This window comes from Streptomyces sp. NPDC041940, from assembly GCF_055589465.1.
In genome coordinates, this window is sequence record NZ_JBVJBP010000014.1 from 213,633 (window position 1) to 232,036 (window position 18,404).

Sequence of the window (18,404 nt, forward strand, 5' to 3'; positions counted from 1 at the left end):
GGGGGGGGGGGGGGGTGGGGGGGGGGGAAAGGGGCGAAGGGGGGGGTTTCCCCCGGGAGCGGGGGGGGGGGGGGGGGGGGGGGGGAGCCCCCCTTCCCCCCCCCCCCCCCCCCCGCCCCAACTTCCCGCACCTCCGTCCCGCGTCCTCACCAGGACACGACGACCTTGTCGCCGTCGCGGACCTGCGCGTACAGCTCCGCGATCGCCGCCTCGTCCCGTACGTTGACGCAGCCGTGCGAGGCCCCCGCGTAGCCCCGGGCGGCGAAGTCCGTCGAGTAGTGCACGGCCTGGCCACCGCTGAAGAACATCGCGTAGGGCATGGGTGAGTCGTAGAGCGTCGACACATGGTCGCGGGACTTCCAGTAGACGGAGAAGACACCTTCCCGGGTCGGCGTGCCGCTCGAGCCGAAGCGGACCGCCATCGTCGACACGGTCCGCCCGTCGATCATCCAGCGCAGTGTCCTGCTGGTCTTGTCGATGCACAGCACCCGGCCGGCCCGGCAGCGCGGGTCCGGCGGGTCGGCCGGCTGGCCGCCCATCAGATACAGGTCCCATCGGCCCGGCTCGCGGGTCATCCCCAGCAGCCGCTGCCAGGTGACGGTGTCGGTCCGCCCGGTGCGCGGCAGGCCGCGCTTGCCCTGGAAGCCGCTGACCGCCCGCTCCGTCTGCTCGCCGTACGTCCCGGTCGGCCCCTCGAAGAGCCAGGCGACCTGCCGCAGCCGCGCCTGGAGCTCGCGGACGTCCCGGCCGGTGGCACCGCGCGACCACAGCACGCGGGGCGGGGCGGGTGCCGCGCTGGGCTTGTCGTCGTCGGGCGGGACGGGAGCGGTGCTAGGGCTGCCCCCGCGGGTCGGAGTACCGCCGCCGGTCGGAGTGCCGCCGCCTGTCGGGGTGCGCGCCGGGGACGGGGTGCTGTCGGGTAACTCGATGTGCACCGGCGAGCGGCGCTTTCCGTCGCCGTCGGGCGGCTGCACCGTGCAGCCGGGCAGCGCGGCCACCGCGGCCAGCGCGGCGAGTGCCGCTGCGATCGCTCTCCCCATGCCCGTGGTACGCACGCGGCCCCCTGTCGTCTCACCGGTGTGCCCGGATGTCACCTCAGATGTTCCCCCGGCGGGCCCCGTCGCGAACCAGGGGGCATGGTGGGGAGCGAGGTCCCGACCACCCACTGCTCGGCGGGAGGCATCGCACCATGGCGCGTGAGTCGGAGTCCGGGCTGCCCATCGAGCCGGTCTACGGACCGGAGGCTCTGGAGGGCTGGGATCCGGCGGAGAAGCTGGGGGAGCCGGGGGCGTATCCCTTCACGCGAGGCGTGTACCCGTCGATGTACACGGGCCGGCCCTGGACGATGCGCCAGTACGCGGGCTTCGGTACGGCGACGGAGTCCAACGCCCGCTACCGGCAGCTGATCGCCCACGGCACGACGGGCCTGTCGGTCGCCTTCGACCTGCCCACCCAGATGGGCCACGACTCCGACGCCCCCCTCGCGCACGGCGAGGTCGGCAAGGTCGGCGTCGCCGTCGACTCCCTCGACGACATGCGGGTGCTGTTCGGCGGCATCCCGCTGGACCAGGTCTCGACCTCGATGACCATCAACGCCCCCGCGGCCCTGCTGCTCCTGCTCTACCAACTGGTCGCCGAGGAACAGGGCGTCGGCGCGGACAAGCTGACCGGCACGATCCAGAACGACGTGCTGAAGGAGTACATCGCGCGCGGGACGTACATCTTCCCGCCGAAGCCCTCGCTGCGCCTGACCGCCGACATCTTCAAGTACTGCAAGGCCGAGATCCCGAGGTGGAACACGATCTCCATCTCCGGCTACCACATGGCCGAGGCGGGCGCCTCGCCCGCGCAGGAGATCGCCTTCACCCTCGCCGACGGCGTGGAGTACGTCCGTACGGCGGTCGCGGCCGGGATGGACGTCGACGACTTCGGGCCGCGCCTGTCGTTCTTCTTCGTCGCCCGTACGACGTTCCTGGAGGAGGTCGCCAAGTTCCGTGCCGCGCGCCGGATCTGGGCGCGGGTGATGAAGGAGGAGTTCGGCGCCGGGAACCCCAAGTCGCTGATGCTGCGCTTCCACACGCAGACGGCCGGGGTGCAGCTGACCGCCCAGCAGCCCGAGGTGAACCTGGTCCGGGTCGCCGTGCAGGGCCTGGGAGCGGTCCTCGGCGGCACCCAGTCCCTCCACACCAACTCCTTCGACGAGGCGATCGCCCTCCCGACCGACAAGAGCGCCCGCCTGGCCCTGCGCACCCAGCAGGTCCTCGCCTACGAAACAGACGTGACGGCGACCGTCGACCCCCTCGCGGGCTCCTACGTCGTCGAGAGGATGACGGACGACGTCGAGGCCGCGGCCGTGGAGCTCATGGCCAGGATCGAGGAGCTGGGCGGTGCCGTGGCCGCCATCGAACGCGGCTTCCAGAAGGGCGAGATCGAGCGCAACGCCTACCGCATCGCGCAGGAGACCGACTCCGGTCAGCGGGTGGTGGTCGGCCTCAACCGCTTCCGGTCCGACGAGGAGGAACCGTACGAGCCACTGCGCGTGGACCCGGCCATCGAGTCCCGGCAGGCCGAACGCCTCGCCAGGCTGCGCGCGGAGCGCGACCAGCGGGCCGTGGACACCGCACTGACGGCCCTGAAGAAGGCCGCGGAGGGTTCGGACAACGTCCTGTACCCGATGCGGGAGGCCCTGCGGGCACGGGCGACCGTGGGCGAGGTGTGCGACGCGCTGCGGGAGGTGTGGGGGGCGTATCAGCCCTCGGACGTCTTCTGACCGGGGGAGGGGGAGTGTCAGACCCGCGTGCGACACTCCTTTGCATGTTCGGTGTCATCGATCTGCCCACCTACCTTGTGGGCCTCGTCCTGATCGTCCTGCTGCCCGGTCCCAACTCGCTGTACGTGATCTCCGTCGCCGCGCGGCGCGGGTCGCGCACCGCGTATCGGGCCGCGGCCGGGGTGTGGTGCGGGGACGCGGTGCTGATGACGCTGTCGGCGGCCGGGGTCGCCTCGCTGCTCCAGGCGAACGCCGTGCTGTTCGGGATCGTGAAGTACGCCGGAGCCGGGTATCTGGCCTGGCTGGCGGTCGGGATGCTGCGCGCCGCCCGGGGGCTGTGGCGGACCCGCCATGAGCGGGCCGCGGACGCGGGCGCGCCCGGGGCCCCGGCCGATGAACGGCCCTTCCGCAGGGCGCTGGTCATCAGTCTTCTCAACCCCAAGGCGATCCTGTTCTTCGTCGCCTTCTTCGTGCAGTTCGTCGACCCGGGCTACGCCTATCCGGCCGTCTCCTTCGTCGTCCTCGGCGCCTTCGCCACGCTGGCCAGCGTCCTCTACCTCAGCGCGCTGATATTCGGCGGCACCCGGCTGGCCGCCGCCTTCCGCCGCCGCAAGCGTCTCGCCGCGGGCGCGACGTCGGCGGCGGGAGCCCTGTTCCTGGGCTTCGCGGTGAAGCTGTCCCTGGCGTCGAGCGTGTAGCGCCTCACGCCGCCTCAGGCGTGGCCGAACCGGGCGAGATACTCCGCCAGCCCGGTCTCCGAGTCCCCGGCCCAGCCGACATATCCGTCGGGCCGTACGAGGAACAGCCCTGCCCCGTAGGCCCCGTGCGCCGGTCCGTGGATGGTCCGCACCCGCTCGACCTGCTGGCCGAGGGCGGGAGGCCGCGCCCCGCCCAGGGACAGCAGCGTCCAGTGCGGTCCGCGGAACGCGTCGAAGAGGCGGGTCCCGTCCACCGTCCCGTCGGGCGCGCGGTCCCCGGCCCGTACCGGTCCGGGGTCGGTGCGGGTCTCCCGCGTGAGTGACGACGCGCGGTAGCCGAGGCCCAGCTGACGGGTCGCCGCGCCGCGCCGGGTCTCGCCGCGGTGGACGCTGGTGGACAGTCCGAGCATGTCGGCGGCGACGGGACGCCGCTCCTCCTCGTAGGAGTCGAGCAGGGCCGCCTCCGTGCCGTCGCGCAGTACCGCGCCCAGCTTCCAGCCCAGGTTGTAGGCGTCCTGGACGCTGGTGTTGAGGCCCTGGCCGCCGGCGGGGGAGTGTACGTGGGCCGCGTCGCCGGCGAGGAAGACCCGCCCGGCGCGGAAGCGGTCCGCCAGGGCCGCCCGGGGGCGGAAGTCCGAGGCCCAGCGCAGTTCCGTCACGCTCTCGGGGGCGAGGTGCGAGCGGGCGGCGACGACCTTCCGTATGCCCTCCAGCGAGAGGTCCGGGGACGTCCCGTCCGGGAACTGCGCCACCAGCTGGAAGTCCTCCGTGCCGGCCAACGGGCAGAGCGCGAGGTAGCCGTCGCCGTCCCCGGCCGGCGGGAAGATGTGCCAGTTGTCCCGGTCCAGGCCGCTGATCCGGACGTCGCCCACCAGCGTCGGGTTCGGGTCGAGGGTCTCGCCCGCCATGCCGATGCCGAGCAGTCCGCGCACCGTCGAGCGGCCGCCGTCCGCCGCGACGGCGTACCGGGCGGTGACGGGCTCGCCCGAGGCGAATTCCGCGCGCACCCCGTCCGAGAGGTCGTCCTGCGTCAGGCCGACGAGCTCCCGGCCGAAGGCCACCTCGCCCCCCAGCCCGGTCAGCCGCGCGTGCAGGATCTCCTGCGTGCGCCACTGCGGCACCATCCACGGCTCCGTGTATGGCGCGTCCTCGCCGGCCTCGGCCGGGTCGAACATCCGGTGCTCGCCCGCCCGCCTGCCGTCCTGCCAGATCATCCCCACCGGGTAGGGGCCGCCCGCCGCGCGGATCGCGTCCAGCACGCCCAGATCGTCGAAGACCTCCATCGTGCGCGGCTGGATGCCCTTGCCCCGGGAGCCGGGGAACAGCGCCTCCGCCCGCTCGACGACCAGCGCGTTCACACCGCGCCGGGCGAGGTCGATGCCGAGTGCCAGGCCCGTCGGGCCCGCGCCCACCACCAGTACGTCCGTGTCCATGATCCACCCTCTCCTTAACGCTGTTAAGTGCCCTCGTTCCCGAGGATTGCCTTAACGGTGTTAAGTTGTCAAGTGTGAGTACGGAACGACGTGAGCCCCTGGACCGCCGGCGGGTCGCGGACACCGCCCTGCGGCTGCTGAACGAGGCGGGCCTGGACGGCCTGACCCTGCGGGCCATCGCCCGGGAGCTGGACGTGAAGGCGCCCGCCCTCTACTGGCACTTCAAGGACAAGCAGGCGCTGCTAGACGAGATGGCGACGGAGATGTACCGCCGGATGGTCGCCGGGGCCTCGCTCGACCCCGCCGACACCTGGCGGGAACGGCTGCTGAAGGCCAACCGGGGGCTGCGCGCGGCCCTGCTCGGCTACCGGGACGGCGCGAAGGTGTTCAGCGGCTCACGCTTCACCGGCATCGAGCACGCCGGGCAGCTGGAGGAGAACCTGCGCCTGTTCACGGCCGCCGGTTTCACCCTCGCCCAGGCGGTCCGGGCGCTCACCACGGCGTACATGTACACGCTCGGCTTCGTCACCGAGGAGCAGGGTGTGCGGCCCCTGCCGGACGAGCGCCGCGAGGGCTACGACGTGAACGAACGCGCCCGCCTGATGGCCGACTTTCCCTTGTCGGCCCAGGCGGGCGCGGAGATCTTCGAGGACTACGAACAGCACTTCGAGGAGGGACTCGCCCTCGTGATCGACGGGATCGGGGCGCGCTACGGGGTCTCATGAAACCCCGCGTCAGGAACGCTTCGCGCGTGCCCGCCGTACGGCCCGGGTGACCAGGGGCGGCAGCAGGTCCTTGGCGAGCCGGCGCGCGCGGGACGGGGCCGGCCGGGCCGGTCGCGCCGCACGGGACTCGGTCACCTCGGCGGCCGGGGCCTTCGGTGCCGCGGGCGCCACATAGTGCCGGGAGGCCGGGAACGGCGGCGGCTTCATGCCCCGGGACCGGGCGCGGACCAGCCGGTGCCCGGCCGCCGACTGCACGCTCAGCCCGACGTCCGAGCGCCGGCGCAGCATGTCGAGCAGTTCCTCCTGGAGCGGCTCGGGATCGCCCCAGGTGCCGTACAGCTTCTGCGTGCTGAGGCAGATCGGGCGCAGACCGCGGTTGAGGACGGCCTCCCAGGCGGCGACCGAGACACCCGGGGTGTGCTCGGAGCGGAAGTCGTCGAGGACCACGATGCCCTCGGGCACCAGGATGTCGTGGGCCGCGCCGATGTCGCCGTGCACGTGCTCGTACAGGTGCGAGGCGTCGACGTGGACGAAGCGGCAGGTGGCCGGGGCCACCTTCTCGGACACCACGGAACTGGGGGCCGCGATCACGGTGGGCAGGTCGTCGTGGAAGGAGAGGTAGTTCCGCTCGAAGGTCTGCTGGGTCAGCGAGGCGTACGACTTCGCCGACTCCGCCTGGTTGGCGCCGTCCGGGGCGTCGCCCTCGAACAGGTCGCAGACCGTGAACTTCTCGCCGTCCTGGAGATGATGGCCGAGCAGGATCGCGCTCTTGCCCATGTAGACGCCGAGTTCCAGCAGGTCACCGCTTATGTCCTGCTTCCGCTGCCGCTCCAGGAACCAGGTGAACAGCATCTGGTCCAGCGGCGGGAACCAGCCCGGAACATCCGTGAGTTCGCCGGGGTGCTTGTCGGTCGCTTGTGCGTTGGTCATGAGACGAGCCTTCTCTCTGAGCGTTGCCCCAACCGACGGACGGTTGAACGTCCCGTGAACAGCTCAGCGATCCTTCGCCAGCACTGCCCGCAACCGTGGCGTCAGGGGCTTCTCCACATACTGGTTCAGCAGCCACGCGAGCAGCAGCATTGAGGCCGCGGTCAGGGCGAATGTCGCCCCGGATGGCAGGCCCAGGCCGCGGTGCAGGGCGTGGATCACCACCCATCCGAGGTGTTCGTGGACGAGGTAGAACGGATAGGTCAGCGCCCCCGCCACCGTCAGCCAGCCCCAGTTGGCCCAGCGCAGCCAGCCCAGGGCGATCGCCGCGACCGCCAGGAAGCCGAAGGTCACGACGAGGACGATGCCGGTCGAGGAGCGGTAGGAGAAGCCGTCCGCGCCGGCCGCGTGCCACAGGCTCTGCACCGCGTAGTGCTGCCCGATCAGCCAGCTGACGGCGACGATGCCCCACGCGTAGGCGTCCCGCCGGTCGAGGTGGACGAGGTAGAGGCCGACACCGCCGATGAAGTACGGGGCGTACTCGGGCATCAGGACGATGTCGAGCAGCGGCATGTTCGCGTTGTCCGCGATCACCGCCGCCAGCATCCAGCCCGCGCAGAACATGATCACCCGGCGGCGGCTCGCCCCCGGGAGCACCACGCACAGCGCGAACAGGGCGTAGAAGCGGACCTCCGCCCACAGCGTCCAGCACACCCCGAGCACCCGGTCCACGCCGAGCGGCATCTGCATCATGGTCAGGTTGACCAGGGCGTCGCTCGGTGACACCGCCTTGTAGGCCACCACCGGCAGCGCGAACACCACCGTGACTATCGCGACCGCCACCCAGTAGGCGGGCAGCAGCCGGGAGGCGCGGGAGGCGAAGAACGACTTCAGGGGACGTCCCCAGCCGCTCATGCAGATCACGAACCCGCTGATCACGAAGAAGACCTGGACGCCGAGGCAGCCGTAGGCGAAGAACTCGTGCAGGGTGGGGAACTGGACCTTGGGCGAACTGCCCCAGGCCTCGGAGACCTCACCGTCGCGACCGCCGTAGTGGTACGCCGCCACCATCAGCGCGGCCACCAGCCGCAGTCCGTCCAGGGCACGCAGCCGGCCGCCGGAGCCTCTCTTGCGCCGCGGGGCGGTCGGGGCTCCCGGTGGTTCGACCAGCACGCTGACTTCGGGCCGGGGCTTGCGGGTGCTGACGACCGTCTCGGTCACGCTGGAAACCTCTGTAGCTCGTATGTCCTTCACCTGAGCCGCCTGTGGGCGGGCAGGGCGCCGCCTGTCACCCTAGGACGGGAATTGACGCTTAAACGTTCGACGGAAACAGGCTTCGCCTTCCTGTTTCCATGGATTCATCTGGATGTCGGACGCGGGTGGCCGAAACGTCGGCCGCGCGGAGCGAATCGTCGGCCGTGCGCAGCCGAAAACGCGGAGGCGCCGGTCCGCCTCCACGGGGGACCGACGCCTTTGCGGTGCTCGGCATACGTTTTCAGCGGCGTACCGCCTTGCGCAGCGCCCTGGCCCGCCGGACCACCCGGCGTGCCGTGGAATTGCGCGGCAGGAATGCCAGCCGCTGCGGAATACCGCCGGGCAGGCCGAGCGAGGTGAGACGGCGCTTCTTGAAGTAGCGCCGGGTGCGCGGACCGAGATACCGGGAGAGGAACCGCTCCGCCTGCGGGCGCAGCTCCGGGTAGATCTGCGGCTGCATGGTGAACCCGACGGCGGTGACCAGGCCGGACAGCCGCTCAGCCGGGAGGACGTCGCCGTCCTGCCCGCCGTCCAGGTCGGGCAGCAGCGCGTCCGCCAGGGTGGTGGGGATCCGGTTGCTGTTCTGGTACGGCGTCAGCCGCTCCAGCAGCAACTCGGTGCCGATGCGCGCGACCGGCAGGTCGTAGAGCGCCGAGGCCGTGAACAGCGCGGTCGAGAAGCAGCCGACGACCAGCGCGGGCCGGGCCCGGTCGAACAGCACCTCGGCGAGGACGGGCGTGTCCAGCACGGTGAGGTCCACGCCGAGCTTCTCGGCCTCGGTCTCCAGGGCGCGGCTGTAACGGGCCGGCGCGGTCGGGTGCGGCTTGAAGACGACCGTGCGGTGCCCCTGGGCGACAGCGCCGCGCATCATCCGCACATGCAGGTCCTCTTCCTCCTCGGGGGAGAGGATGTTCAGCGCCGACAGGTACTGGCCGAGCAGCAGTGCCGCGTCAGCGGGCACGTCGGGCAGCTCGGGGACGGTCTCGGTGACCTCGCCCAGCACCTTCAGGAACGCGGGCGTCGGCACCAGGTGCGCCGGCACCTCGAACTCGGTCAGCAGCATCGGCGTGAGCCCCGGCACCAGGTCGAGGTGCAGCAGCCGCCGCACCCGCGTGCCGACCAGCGGGTCGAGCTTGTTGCGCGTGGGGCCGTAGCTCATCAGCCCGTCGGCGTAGACGTCGATGGGGGCGTCGGTGAACAGCTGGGCCACGGTGAGGGCGGGCGCGACCTGGATGGACTCCAGCACGAGGCTCACGCGGTTGTCGCCGAGGCCCCACAGCATCCGCAGATAGCGCTCGAACAGCGGGATGTCGTCGGAGCGCGGCGTCCAGGCCCCGGGGTGGAAGGGGCGGATGGCCTCGTTCCAGGACAGCACCTCGTCGAAGTGCTCGCGCAGCGGCGCGAAGCCCGGCATCTCGTCGAGGGCCGGGGTGGTCTCCGGGGTCGCGGAGTTGTTGAACACCAGCAGCACACGACGGTCCGGCTCCTCGAACAGGTCCGAGTCGATCGCGGCGGCCAGGGTGGCGACGCCGTACAGCGTCGAGGCGCAGAAGATCTGAGTGGTCCCGGGCATCAGGCGGCCGCCTCCGTGGTGGTGGCCCTGCGCCGCAGGCGCCGCAGCTTGGACGAGCGGTCCATGTCCATCGCCTCCAGTGCGTCACCGAGCGCGTCCTGCGGCATGCGCTTGATGGCCGCCGCGCTCATCGACCGCAGCTGTCTGGCCACGGCCGGTTCGAACCTGTCTTCGTTGGAGAGGTGGTGGGCGATGATCGCGCAGTAGGTCCGCACCGCCTTGGGGAGCAGCCGGTCGGCCTCCCGGTCCGACGCGGTCTCCTCGATCACCTGGTCGAAGGCCCGGATGAAGTCGAGCTGGCGGACATCGCCGATCTGGGTCAGTGACGAGGCCACCCCGCGCCGGTAGAACACACCCAGCAGGCTCACCACGGCGAACGACTCCGCCTCACGGTGCAGCTTCCAGATCCACGGCCGGTCCTCGGCCGTGCGCAGACCATGGGTGAAGTGGAGCACGCCCTGGTCGAGGAGGCGGCGGTGATAGGCGCCGGCCCAGGCGTAGGCGTAGTCCACCGACGTCGAGCGGTGGGCGGGCAGGATGGCGTCCCGCGGGCTGAACACCTCCCAGCGGCGGCCGACGGGCACCCGGCTCACGGAACGGGCGCGCGCGGTGGCCTGCACATGGTCGGTGCGCACGAAGTCGCATCCCAGTTCATCCATGGCGGACACCAGTTCGGTGAGGTAGCCGGGGGCCAGCCAGTCGTCGCCGTCCAGGAACGTCAGGTACTCGCCCTGGGCCGCGTCCAGGCCGGTGTTCCGGGCGGTGGCGAGCCCGCCGTTCTCCTCATGGCGGATGTAACGCACCTGGGCGACATCGGAGAGGTCCTCGGCCGCTCGTTCGAGAATGGCCGGGGTCTCATCCCTCGAATGGTCGTCGACCAGGATGAACTCGAAATCGCGGTCGGCGTTCAGCCGAAGGCTTCTGAGGGTGTCCGGGGCATATTGCTGCACGTTGTAGAACGGCACGATCACGGAAAGCTTAGGCACCTGCAAAACGTTAGGAGCCCGCCCGGCAGCGCAACTTTCCGATGAACGTACACCGGGTGAACTCAATGTGTCAGAACGGTGCACCCCGTGTACTTCCGGCCTTCCGGCGGGCCAGTTCGGCTCTCGGTGGGGTGTTGTTAACTTTTCGTTGAGTCGCGGTTCCGCCATACCTCGGATTCGCTTCCTAGCGTCGTAGACGTGCCAGCAAGTACACCGAAGCGCCCGCGAATCGCCGTCCTCGCGGACTCAGACACCCGATGGAAATGGGGTGCGCTGACCGCGGACCGCATCGCCCCGGGCCCGTCCATGGAAGCCGGACCGCGCGAGGGCGCGCAAGTCCGCCCCGTCCTCGACGGCTACCTGCTGCGCGGCCGGGCGACGCCCACCCCGCGCCAGCTGGAGGAAGTGGGCGTGCGCGCCGACTCGCTGCGGGAGGTCACCGCCGTCGAGTTCCTGCGCGCCATGGAAGAGGAGTCGTACGACCTCCTGGTCCTGGCCCTCGTCGGCGGCGGTGTACAGGCGATGCTGCACGGCCTGGCGCGCCTCTGGCAGGACCGCGCCGAGCGGCCCGTCGTCGTCACCGGCTACGTCGGTGTCGTCTACGAGAAGCTCGCCGACGGCCTGCTGCTGCGGCACGGCGCGGACCTCGTCCTCGCCAACTCCCGACAGGACGCGGACCGCTTCCGCGCCGTCTACGACGGAGTGGGCGCCGACGCCTCCTCGGTGACCGAAGTGGCCCTGCCCTTCCTCGGCGGCGCGCCGTACGAGGGTGAGCACGACCCCTACACGGTCGTCTTCGCCGCCCAGCCGTCCGTCCCGGACAGCCGCAAGGACCGTACGTACCTGCTGAACCGGCTGGTGCAGCACGCCCGCAGGCACCCCGAGCGCGAGGTGCTGCTGAAGCTGCGCTCCAAGCCGGGCGAACACACCACCCACATCGAGGAACTGCCGTACCAGAAGCTGGTGCAGCGCCTCGATCCGCCGGACAACTTCCGCCTGGTCTACGGAAACATGGGCGAGGTCCTCGACCGCACCGACCTGCTGGTGACCATCAGCTCCACGGCCGCCCTGGAGTCGCTGCACCGCCGGATCCCCACCGTCGTCCTGACCGACCTCGGCATCCGCGAGTCGCTCGGCAACCACCACTTCGTGGGCTCCGGCTGCCTCGCCTCCTGGGACCAGCTCGACGCCGGGCACCGGCCGGCGCCCGACGAGGACTGGGTCGCCCGGCAGGGCGTGGTCGCCGACGGCTCGTACGACTCCGCCTTCGACGCGGCCCGCGAACGCATCGCCAAGCTGCTCGGCCGGCCCGGCGGCCTGCCCCCGCTGGCCCCGTACTACACACCCGTCACCGCGCCCGGCTATCTGCCCGGGATCCTCGCCCGCCACCACCTCGGCCCGGACGGCACCCCGCTGCCCGGCGCGCCCGCCGCCGACAAGGACCCCGGACCGGTCCGGCAGATCGTGCGCCGGGCGGCGCGCGGCGCCTACCGGCACGGCGTGCAGCGCGTGGCGCCCGTCATCCGGCGGATGGGCGAGCTGTGAGCCGCCCTGAATCCCCTGCCCAAGGAGTAGTCCCCATGTCACAACCGGAAGCGGGCCAAGGCGCCTCGGTGCGCCGTGTGCTCGCGGTGATCCCCGCGCGCGGCGGCTCCAAGGGCGTGCCCGCGAAGAACCTCCTCCCCGTCGGCGGCGTCCCGCTGGTGGCGCGTGCGGTGCGCGAGTGCCGCGCCGCCCGGCTCGTGACGGACGTCGTGGTCTCCACCGACGACCAGGCCATCGCGGCCGCCGCCCGCGAGGCGGGCGCCGAGGTCGTCCTGCGGCCCGCCGCCATCGCCGGTGACACCGCCACCTCCGAGGCCGCCGTCCTGCACGCCGTGGACGCCCACGAGGCCCTGCACGGCGCGGTCGTGGACGTGGTGCTGCTGGTGCAGTGCACCAGCCCGTTCATCACCCGCGAGGACATCGACGGGGTCGCGGGCGCGATCGTCGAGAACGGCGCCGACACGGCGGTGACCGTGGCCCCCTTCCACGGGTTCGTCTGGCGGGACGCCGATGCCGCCGAGGACGCTGTCGCCGCCGGCAGCGTCTCCGAGGCAGACGCGGCCACCGGCGGCGGCTACGGCGTCAACCACGACAAGTCCTTCCGCCCCCGCCGCCAGGACCGCCCCCAGGACCTCCTGGAGACCGGCGCCGCCTACGGCATGGAAGCGGTCGGCTTCCGCAAGCACCAGCACCGCTTCTTCGGCCGCACCGAACTGGTGCGCACCGACCCCGCGCGCGTGCTGGAGATCGACGACCCGCACGACCTCGCCCGCGCCCGGGCCCTGGCCCCGCTCTTCGACGCGGACCGGCCCGGCGCGCTCCCGACCGCCGACGACATCGACGCGGTCGTCCTCGACTTCGACGGCACCCAGACCGACGACCGGGTGCTCGTCGACTCCGACGGACGGGAGTTCGTCTCCGTGCACCGCGGAGACGGACTCGGCATCGCGGCCCTCCGCAGGAGCGGCCTGAAGATGCTGATCCTGTCCACGGAACAGAACCCTGTGGTCGCCGCCCGGGCCCGGAAGCTCAAGCTCCCGGTGCTCCACGGCATCGACCGCAAGGACCTCGCGCTGAAGCAGTGGTGCGAGGAGCAGGGCATCGCGCCGGAGCGCGTGCTCTACGTCGGCAACGACGTCAATGACCTCCCGTGCTTCGCCCTCGCGGGCTGGCCCGTGGCGGTCGCGAGCGCCCACGACGTCGTGCGCGGCGCCGCACGCGCGGTCACCACCGTCCCCGGTGGCGACGGCGCGATCCGAGAGATCGCCAGCTGGATCCTCGGCCCCTCTCTCGATTCCCTCACCAAGTAAGGACATCTGCGCCATGAGCACCAACTCCCGCATCCGCAAGTTCGGTACCCGCGAGGCCGGCCCGGGCCGCCCCGTCTACGTCACCGGCGAGATCGGCATCAACCACAACGGCGACATCGAGAACGCGTTCAAGCTGATCGACGCCGCCGCCGAGGCCGGCTGCGACGCGGTCAAGTTCCAGAAGCGCACGCCGGAGATCTGCACCCCGCGCGACCAGTGGGACATCGAGCGCGACACCCCCTGGGGCCGGATGACCTACATCGACTACCGTCACCGCGTCGAGTTCGGCGAGGACGAGTACGGCCAGATCGACGCCTACTGCAAGAAGCGCGGCATCGACTGGTTCGCCTCCCCGTGGGACACCGAGGCCGTCGCCTTCCTGGAGAAGTTCGACGTCCCCGCCCACAAGGTCGCCTCCGCGTCCCTGACCGACGACGAGCTGCTGCGCGCCCTGCGCGCCACCGGCCGTACGGTCATCCTCTCCACGGGCATGTCCACCCCGAAGCAGATCCGCCACGCGGTCGAGGTCCTGGGCAGCGAGAACATCCTGATGTGCCACGCCACGTCGACCTACCCGGCGCAGGCGGAGGAGCTCAACCTCCGTGTCATCAACACCCTGCAGGCCGAGTACCCGAACGTCCCGATCGGCTACTCCGGCCACGAGACCGGCCTGCAGACTACCCTCGCCGCGGTCGCCCTGGGCGCCACCTTCGTCGAGCGTCACATCACCCTCGACCGCGCCATGTGGGGCTCGGACCAGGCCGCCTCCGTGGAGCCGCAGGGCCTCACGCGCCTCGTCCGCGACATCCGCACCATCGAGGCCTCCCTCGGTGACGGCGTGAAGAAGGTCTACGAGTCCGAGCTCGGCCCGATGAAGAAGCTGCGCCGCGTCAGCGGTGTGGTCGCCGAGGCGGAGATCGCCGACGCGGCGGGCGAGCCGGTCGGCGTCTGATCCCACACCCCCCACAACACCCCTTACGACGGGACGGTCGTACGTCGATGAGCCCCCGCGCCGGGAACGCCGGCCCCCACACTCTCGCGTTCGTCGAGAGTCCGGTACAGCTGCTGAACGTGCTGGAGTGGGCGCACGCGCATGCGTCCGGCGTGGGGCTCACCCTCGTGGTGCTGTCGCCCGTCGATCCGATGACACGCGGCCAGCTGCGACGGATGTCCGACCTGGCCCGTGACGAGGGGCACGAGGTCCGCTGGGAAGAGGCGCGCGGCGGTCCGCTCGCGCCCTTCCAGACCATCGGCGGCCTGACGGGCGTACTCCGCAAGGCCCGCCGGATCGTCCTGGGGGACCCCTTCTCCCGCTACGTCCAGCTCCTGCTGACGATCACCCGCGCCCGTGACCTGGTCGTCGTCGACGACGGCACGGCCACGATGGAGTTCGTCGGCCAGCTGGCCCGGGGCGAGCGGCTGGTGCGCTGGCACCGCAAGGGCGGCCGCCCCGGCCCCCGCGACCTGATCTTCGCGCCGGTGTCCTCCTCGGCGCGCCGCCGCCTCACGCCCGGCGGCAGCCGCCAAGTCGAGATCTTCTCCTCCATGCCGATGGAGGAGACCCCCGAGGGCGTCACGATCAGCGCCAACGACTTCGCCTGGACCCGGGCCCGGTTCGGCCCGCCGCGCATCACCAAGGGCGCCGACATGGTGGGCACGTCCCTGGTGGAGACGGGTGTCGTCGACGACGACCGCTATCTGGAGGCCGTCCGCGCCCTGGCCGCGGCCCACGGCGCCACCCGCTACTTCGCCCACCGCCGCGAGAGCCCGACCAAGCTCCGCCGCCTCGCGGTCGAGACGGGTCTGGAGATCGTCCGCCCCGAACTCCCCCTGGAACTGATCGCCCGCCGCGGCCCCATCGGCCGCACGATCCTCAGCTTCCCCTCCACGGTCGTCCACACCCTCCCCCTGGCCCTCTCCGGCACCGAGGTCCGCGTGGCGGTCTGCGACATCGACCCCGCCTGGCTGACCGAGCACGCGTCCCCCCGAGCCCAGGGCTTCCTGTCCGGGGTGACGGGCACGGCCCGGGACGTCCACCGGCTGTCCACGGGGGGTACACCCGACGCCGTCGGAGGCCCCACCGACCCGGGAAGCCTCCCGGACCCGACGACCATGCCCGGCCCGGCGAGCGCCACGGACCCCACGGGCCCGACGACCATGACCGGCCCGGCCGGCCCTGGGGGTGTCCCGGGTTCGGCGAGCGCGACCGGTTCTGCCGGCCGGGGGAGTGTTACGGGCCCGACGGGTTCGGCGACCATGACTGGCCCGGCCGGTCCGGGGGGTGTCCCGGGTTCGGCGAGCGCGACCGGTTCTGCCGGCCGGGGGAGTGTCACGGGCCCGACGGGTTCGGCGACCATGACTGGCCCGGCCGGTCCGGGGGGTGTCCCGGGTTCGGCGAGCACGACCGGCCCGGCTGGTCCGGCCGGCATCCCGGGCCCGACGGGAAGGGCGAGCGTGTCCGGCCCGGCGAGGGCGGTCCGCTCGGCAGGCAGGACGGGCCCGGCGGACGCCGCGGGCGCGGTGGCCGCCGGCTGACGCCCCGCAGGGCCCTTAGGCGACCCGGGGCGGGCCCCGGCAGCTCGGCCACTCCTCGCGGGAGTGGCTGCGGATCGCCCCTGCCGATTTGACGCCCCCGCAGGGCCTTTCGAGTACCGGGGCCGCCCCCGACAGCTCGGCCACCCCTCGCGGGAGCGGCTGCCGTCCAGCTGCCAGATCAGGCAGGCCACGCGGCGACGGCCTCACGCCCCACGGCGTGCTTGCGCTCCTGCCGAGCAGGCCCGAGCGCCCGCCAGGGCGGACCCACGTGACCTCAAGGTCGGCTCACCCCCGGGCAGGGTTCCGCAGGGCCCGGCTTGTAGGCCAGCAGGAACGCGCGGGGCTGCTTCTCCTCGCCCTCCGGCTCCCGGAACACGCGGGCGTGGAGGTGCAGGCCTGCCTCGGTGAGGGCGGTCGCGACCGACTCCGGGGTGCGCCAGTAGTAGTCGAGCGAGATCGGACTGCCGAAGCGCTCGGTGAGGCGGAGATGCCCGTCCGCGTCACCGGACTGGAAGCCGAGCAGGAGCGGCGCGCCCGGCAGCAGCACGCGGTGGAACTCGGCGAAGACCGTCGGCAGATGATCGTCCGGCACATGGATGATCGAGTAGAGCGCGACGATGCCGCCGAGCGTCTCGTCCGGCAGGTCGAGGGCCGTCATCGAACCGACGTGGAACCTCAGCCCCGGATGCGCCCGGCGGGCCAGGGCCACCATGCGGGGCGAGACGTCGATGCCGAACACCGGCAGCCCGAGCCCGTGCAGCCGGGCCGCGACGTACCCGGGGCCGCTGCCGATGTCCGCGACCGGGGGCCGCACAGCCGCCCCGGGCGCCCGGACCAGGTCCACGAAGGCCGTGAGCAGCGCCCGCTCCAGCGGTCTTCCGGCCAGGCTGTCGGGGAACCCGGCGGCATAGGCCTCCGCGATGGCGTCGTACGAGGTCTGGGTGGCTGTGAGGAACTCGGGGCTGTCGGCGCGCACGGGCCGCACACTACTCGGCGGTGTACGTCCGGCAGATGAACAAGGCGGTGTTCCCCGCGCGGGGCGTGGTATCCGTGGAGAGGATGGATGGGTACCGGAGTCGTGACGGAGGCGTGGCCGATATCACACTCCGCGAGATGCGGTGACCGGCTCGGCCCAAAAGGCTGGCGAGTTTACCCATCTCACTTGATAGCTATACGTCCGGCGGTCATATTTTCTTCCCCTAACGGGTTGAAGTTTTGTTGATCGAGGGTCAGTCGACCGCCCTGGCGCCCTACCCTTCAGAGGGTGAAGCAATTGATGTCACTGGAGTCCGAGGTCGATCTTCCCGGCGAAGCCGTACTTCCCGGCGCACTGCCCGACGCCCTGCGCGCAGAGCTCATCGCGTTCCGGCGCGACATGCACATGCACCCGGAGCTGGGCAACCAGGAGTTCCGCACGACGGCCGCGATCAAGGAGCGGCTCGAGCGGGCCGGCCTCAAGCCGCGCGTACTCACCGTCGGAACCGGACTCGTCTGTGACATCGGCGTAGAGGGCGAGCAGTGGGACGGAGGCCCCAGCATGCTCGCCCTGCGGGCCGACATCGACGGCCTGCCCATCCCGGACACCAAGGCCGAGTGCCCCTACCGCTCGACCGTGCCCGACCGCGCCCACGCCTGCGGCCACGACGTGCACACCACCGCCGTCCTCGGCGCCGGCCTGGTCCTCGCCGACCTGCACAAGCAGGGCCTGCTGCCCCGCCCCGTCCGGCTGATCTTCCAGCCCGCCGAGGAGGTGCTGCCCGGCGGCGCCGCCGACGTCATCAAGTGCGGGGCGCTGGAGGGGGTCGGCGCGATCATCGCCGTGCACTGCGACCCCCGGGTGGACGCGGGGAAGATCGGACTCCGCGAGGGTCCCATCACCTCCGCCTGCGACCGGCTGGAGATCTCCCTCGACGGCCCGGGCGGCCACACCGCACGCCCCCACCTCACCACCGACCTGGTCACCGCGGCCGCCCGCGTCGTCACCGACGTACCCGCCCTGGTCGGCCGCCGCTTCGACAGCCGCAGCGGGCTCGCCATCACCTGGGGCCGCGTCGAGTCGGGGCACGCGCCGAACGTGATCCCGCAGCACGCCGAGCTCTCCGGCACGGTGCGGTGCCTCGACATCGAGGCCTGGCGGCAGGCCCCCGACGTCGTGGTCGCGGCGATCGACGAGATCGCCAACCTGTACCGCGCCAAGTCGGAGATCAACTACGTACGCGGCGTGCCGCCCGTCGTCAACGAGCCCGGCGTGACCGAACTGCTGCGCGACGCCATGACCGCCCGTCGCGGCGTCGACTCCGTCCTGGGCACCGAGCAGAGCCTCGGCGGCGAGGACTTCTCCTGGTACCTGGAGCACGTCCCCGGCGCCATGGCCCGACTGGGCGTACGCACCCCCGGCGAGCGCCATGTACGCGACCTCCACCAGGGCGACTTCGACGTCGACGAGTCGGCGATCACGGTCGGCGTGGAACTCTTCACGGCAGCGGCCCTGGTCAACGGTCTCCGTTAGAACCGGCCAGGATCGGGGGGGGGGGGGGGGGGGGGGGGGGGGGGAGGGAGGGGAGGGGGGGGGGGGGAGGGGGGGGGCGGGGGGGGGGGAGCTCACAGTCCAGCCAGGCACACGAAACAGGAAGTTTGGTCAAGAACGG

Annotated in this window: 14 protein-coding genes and 1 pseudogene; 8 read left to right on the top strand and 7 right to left on the bottom strand. The window is 71.9% G+C overall.

Going from position 1 to position 18,404, the window contains the following annotated elements:
* Positions 1-146: 146 nt before the first annotated feature.
* Positions 147-1,040, bottom strand: a complete 894-nt coding sequence (locus tag ACZ6I3_RS24250) for a L,D-transpeptidase family protein (RefSeq protein ID WP_469417308.1) — start codon at positions 1,038-1,040, stop codon at positions 147-149.
* Positions 1,041-1,189: 149 nt separating this feature from the next.
* On the opposite strand from ACZ6I3_RS24250, the gene ACZ6I3_RS24255 reads away from it, so the two are divergent.
* The gene (locus tag ACZ6I3_RS24255; protein WP_469417276.1) at positions 1,190-2,770 is read left to right on the top strand and encodes an acyl-CoA mutase large subunit family protein; all 1,581 of its coding nucleotides are present in this window, start codon (positions 1,190-1,192) and stop codon (positions 2,768-2,770) included.
* A 44-nt stretch (positions 2,771-2,814) separates the two neighbouring features.
* Positions 2,815-3,468: a leucine efflux protein LeuE gene (gene leuE, locus ACZ6I3_RS24260; RefSeq protein ID WP_469417277.1), complete on the top strand. Its 654-nt coding sequence runs from the start codon at positions 2,815-2,817 to the stop codon at positions 3,466-3,468.
* Positions 3,469-3,482: 14 nt separating this feature from the next.
* Here the strand turns inward: leuE and ACZ6I3_RS24265 are convergent, their stop codons facing one another.
* Positions 3,483-4,901, bottom strand: coding sequence for an FAD-dependent oxidoreductase (locus ACZ6I3_RS24265; protein WP_469417279.1), 1,419 nt, complete (start codon positions 4,899-4,901; stop codon positions 3,483-3,485).
* 74 nt (positions 4,902-4,975) lie between these two features.
* On the opposite strand from ACZ6I3_RS24265, the gene ACZ6I3_RS24270 reads away from it, so the two are divergent.
* A complete protein-coding gene (locus ACZ6I3_RS24270) occupies positions 4,976-5,626 on the top strand; it encodes a TetR/AcrR family transcriptional regulator C-terminal domain-containing protein (protein WP_469417280.1) in 651 nt (216 codons plus the stop codon).
* A gap of 9 nt (positions 5,627-5,635) precedes the next feature.
* On the opposite strand, the gene ACZ6I3_RS24275 is transcribed toward ACZ6I3_RS24270, so the two are convergent.
* The 4 genes from ACZ6I3_RS24275 to ACZ6I3_RS24290 form a co-directional block, all read right to left on the bottom strand.
* Entirely contained in the window at positions 5,636-6,556 is a 921-nt protein-coding gene (locus ACZ6I3_RS24275; RefSeq protein ID WP_469417282.1) for a class I SAM-dependent methyltransferase, read from the bottom strand.
* Positions 6,557-6,619: 63 nt separating this feature from the next.
* Positions 6,620-7,774, bottom strand: a complete 1,155-nt coding sequence (locus tag ACZ6I3_RS24280; protein WP_469417283.1) for an acyltransferase family protein — start codon at positions 7,772-7,774, stop codon at positions 6,620-6,622.
* A gap of 274 nt (positions 7,775-8,048) precedes the next feature.
* On the bottom strand, positions 8,049-9,380 hold the full coding sequence (locus tag ACZ6I3_RS24285; protein ID WP_469417285.1) for an alpha-2,8-polysialyltransferase family protein: 1,332 nt from the start codon (positions 9,378-9,380) through the stop codon (positions 8,049-8,051).
* Complete coding sequence (locus ACZ6I3_RS24290) at positions 9,380-10,366, bottom strand: glycosyltransferase family 2 protein (protein WP_469417287.1); 987 nt, start codon at positions 10,364-10,366, stop codon at positions 9,380-9,382. The genes ACZ6I3_RS24285 and ACZ6I3_RS24290 overlap by 1 nt, the downstream gene beginning before the upstream one ends.
* A 198-nt stretch (positions 10,367-10,564) precedes the next feature.
* Here ACZ6I3_RS24290 and ACZ6I3_RS24295 point away from each other — a divergent pair, with 198 nt between their 5' ends.
* The 4 genes and pseudogenes from ACZ6I3_RS24295 to ACZ6I3_RS24310 form a co-directional block, all read left to right on the top strand.
* Positions 10,565-11,911 carry a DUF6716 putative glycosyltransferase gene (locus ACZ6I3_RS24295; RefSeq protein WP_469417289.1) on the top strand — a complete coding sequence of 449 codons (1,347 nt, stop codon included), beginning with the start codon at positions 10,565-10,567 and terminating at the stop codon, positions 11,909-11,911.
* A gap of 35 nt (positions 11,912-11,946) precedes the next feature.
* On the top strand, positions 11,947-13,221 hold the full coding sequence (locus ACZ6I3_RS24300; RefSeq protein WP_469417291.1) for a cytidylyltransferase domain-containing protein: 1,275 nt from the start codon (positions 11,947-11,949) through the stop codon (positions 13,219-13,221).
* 13 nt (positions 13,222-13,234) lie between these two features.
* Positions 13,235-14,173 (top strand): N-acetylneuraminate synthase family protein, encoded by a 939-nt coding sequence (locus tag ACZ6I3_RS24305; RefSeq protein WP_469417292.1) that lies wholly within the window; start codon positions 13,235-13,237, stop codon positions 14,171-14,173.
* A 47-nt stretch (positions 14,174-14,220) separates the two neighbouring features.
* Positions 14,221-15,267 (top strand): annotated as a pseudogene (locus tag ACZ6I3_RS24310) (ferritin family protein); the annotation flags it as partial.
* Positions 15,268-16,030: 763 nt separating this feature from the next.
* Here ACZ6I3_RS24310 and ACZ6I3_RS24315 read toward each other — a convergent pair.
* On the bottom strand, positions 16,031-16,732 hold the full coding sequence (locus tag ACZ6I3_RS24315; protein WP_469417294.1) for a class I SAM-dependent methyltransferase: 702 nt from the start codon (positions 16,730-16,732) through the stop codon (positions 16,031-16,033).
* A gap of 300 nt (positions 16,733-17,032) precedes the next feature.
* On the opposite strand from ACZ6I3_RS24315, the gene ACZ6I3_RS24320 reads away from it, so the two are divergent.
* A complete protein-coding gene (locus ACZ6I3_RS24320) occupies positions 17,033-18,265 on the top strand; it encodes a M20 family metallopeptidase (RefSeq protein WP_469417310.1) in 1,233 nt (410 codons plus the stop codon).
* The last annotated feature ends 139 nt before the right edge of the window (positions 18,266-18,404 follow it).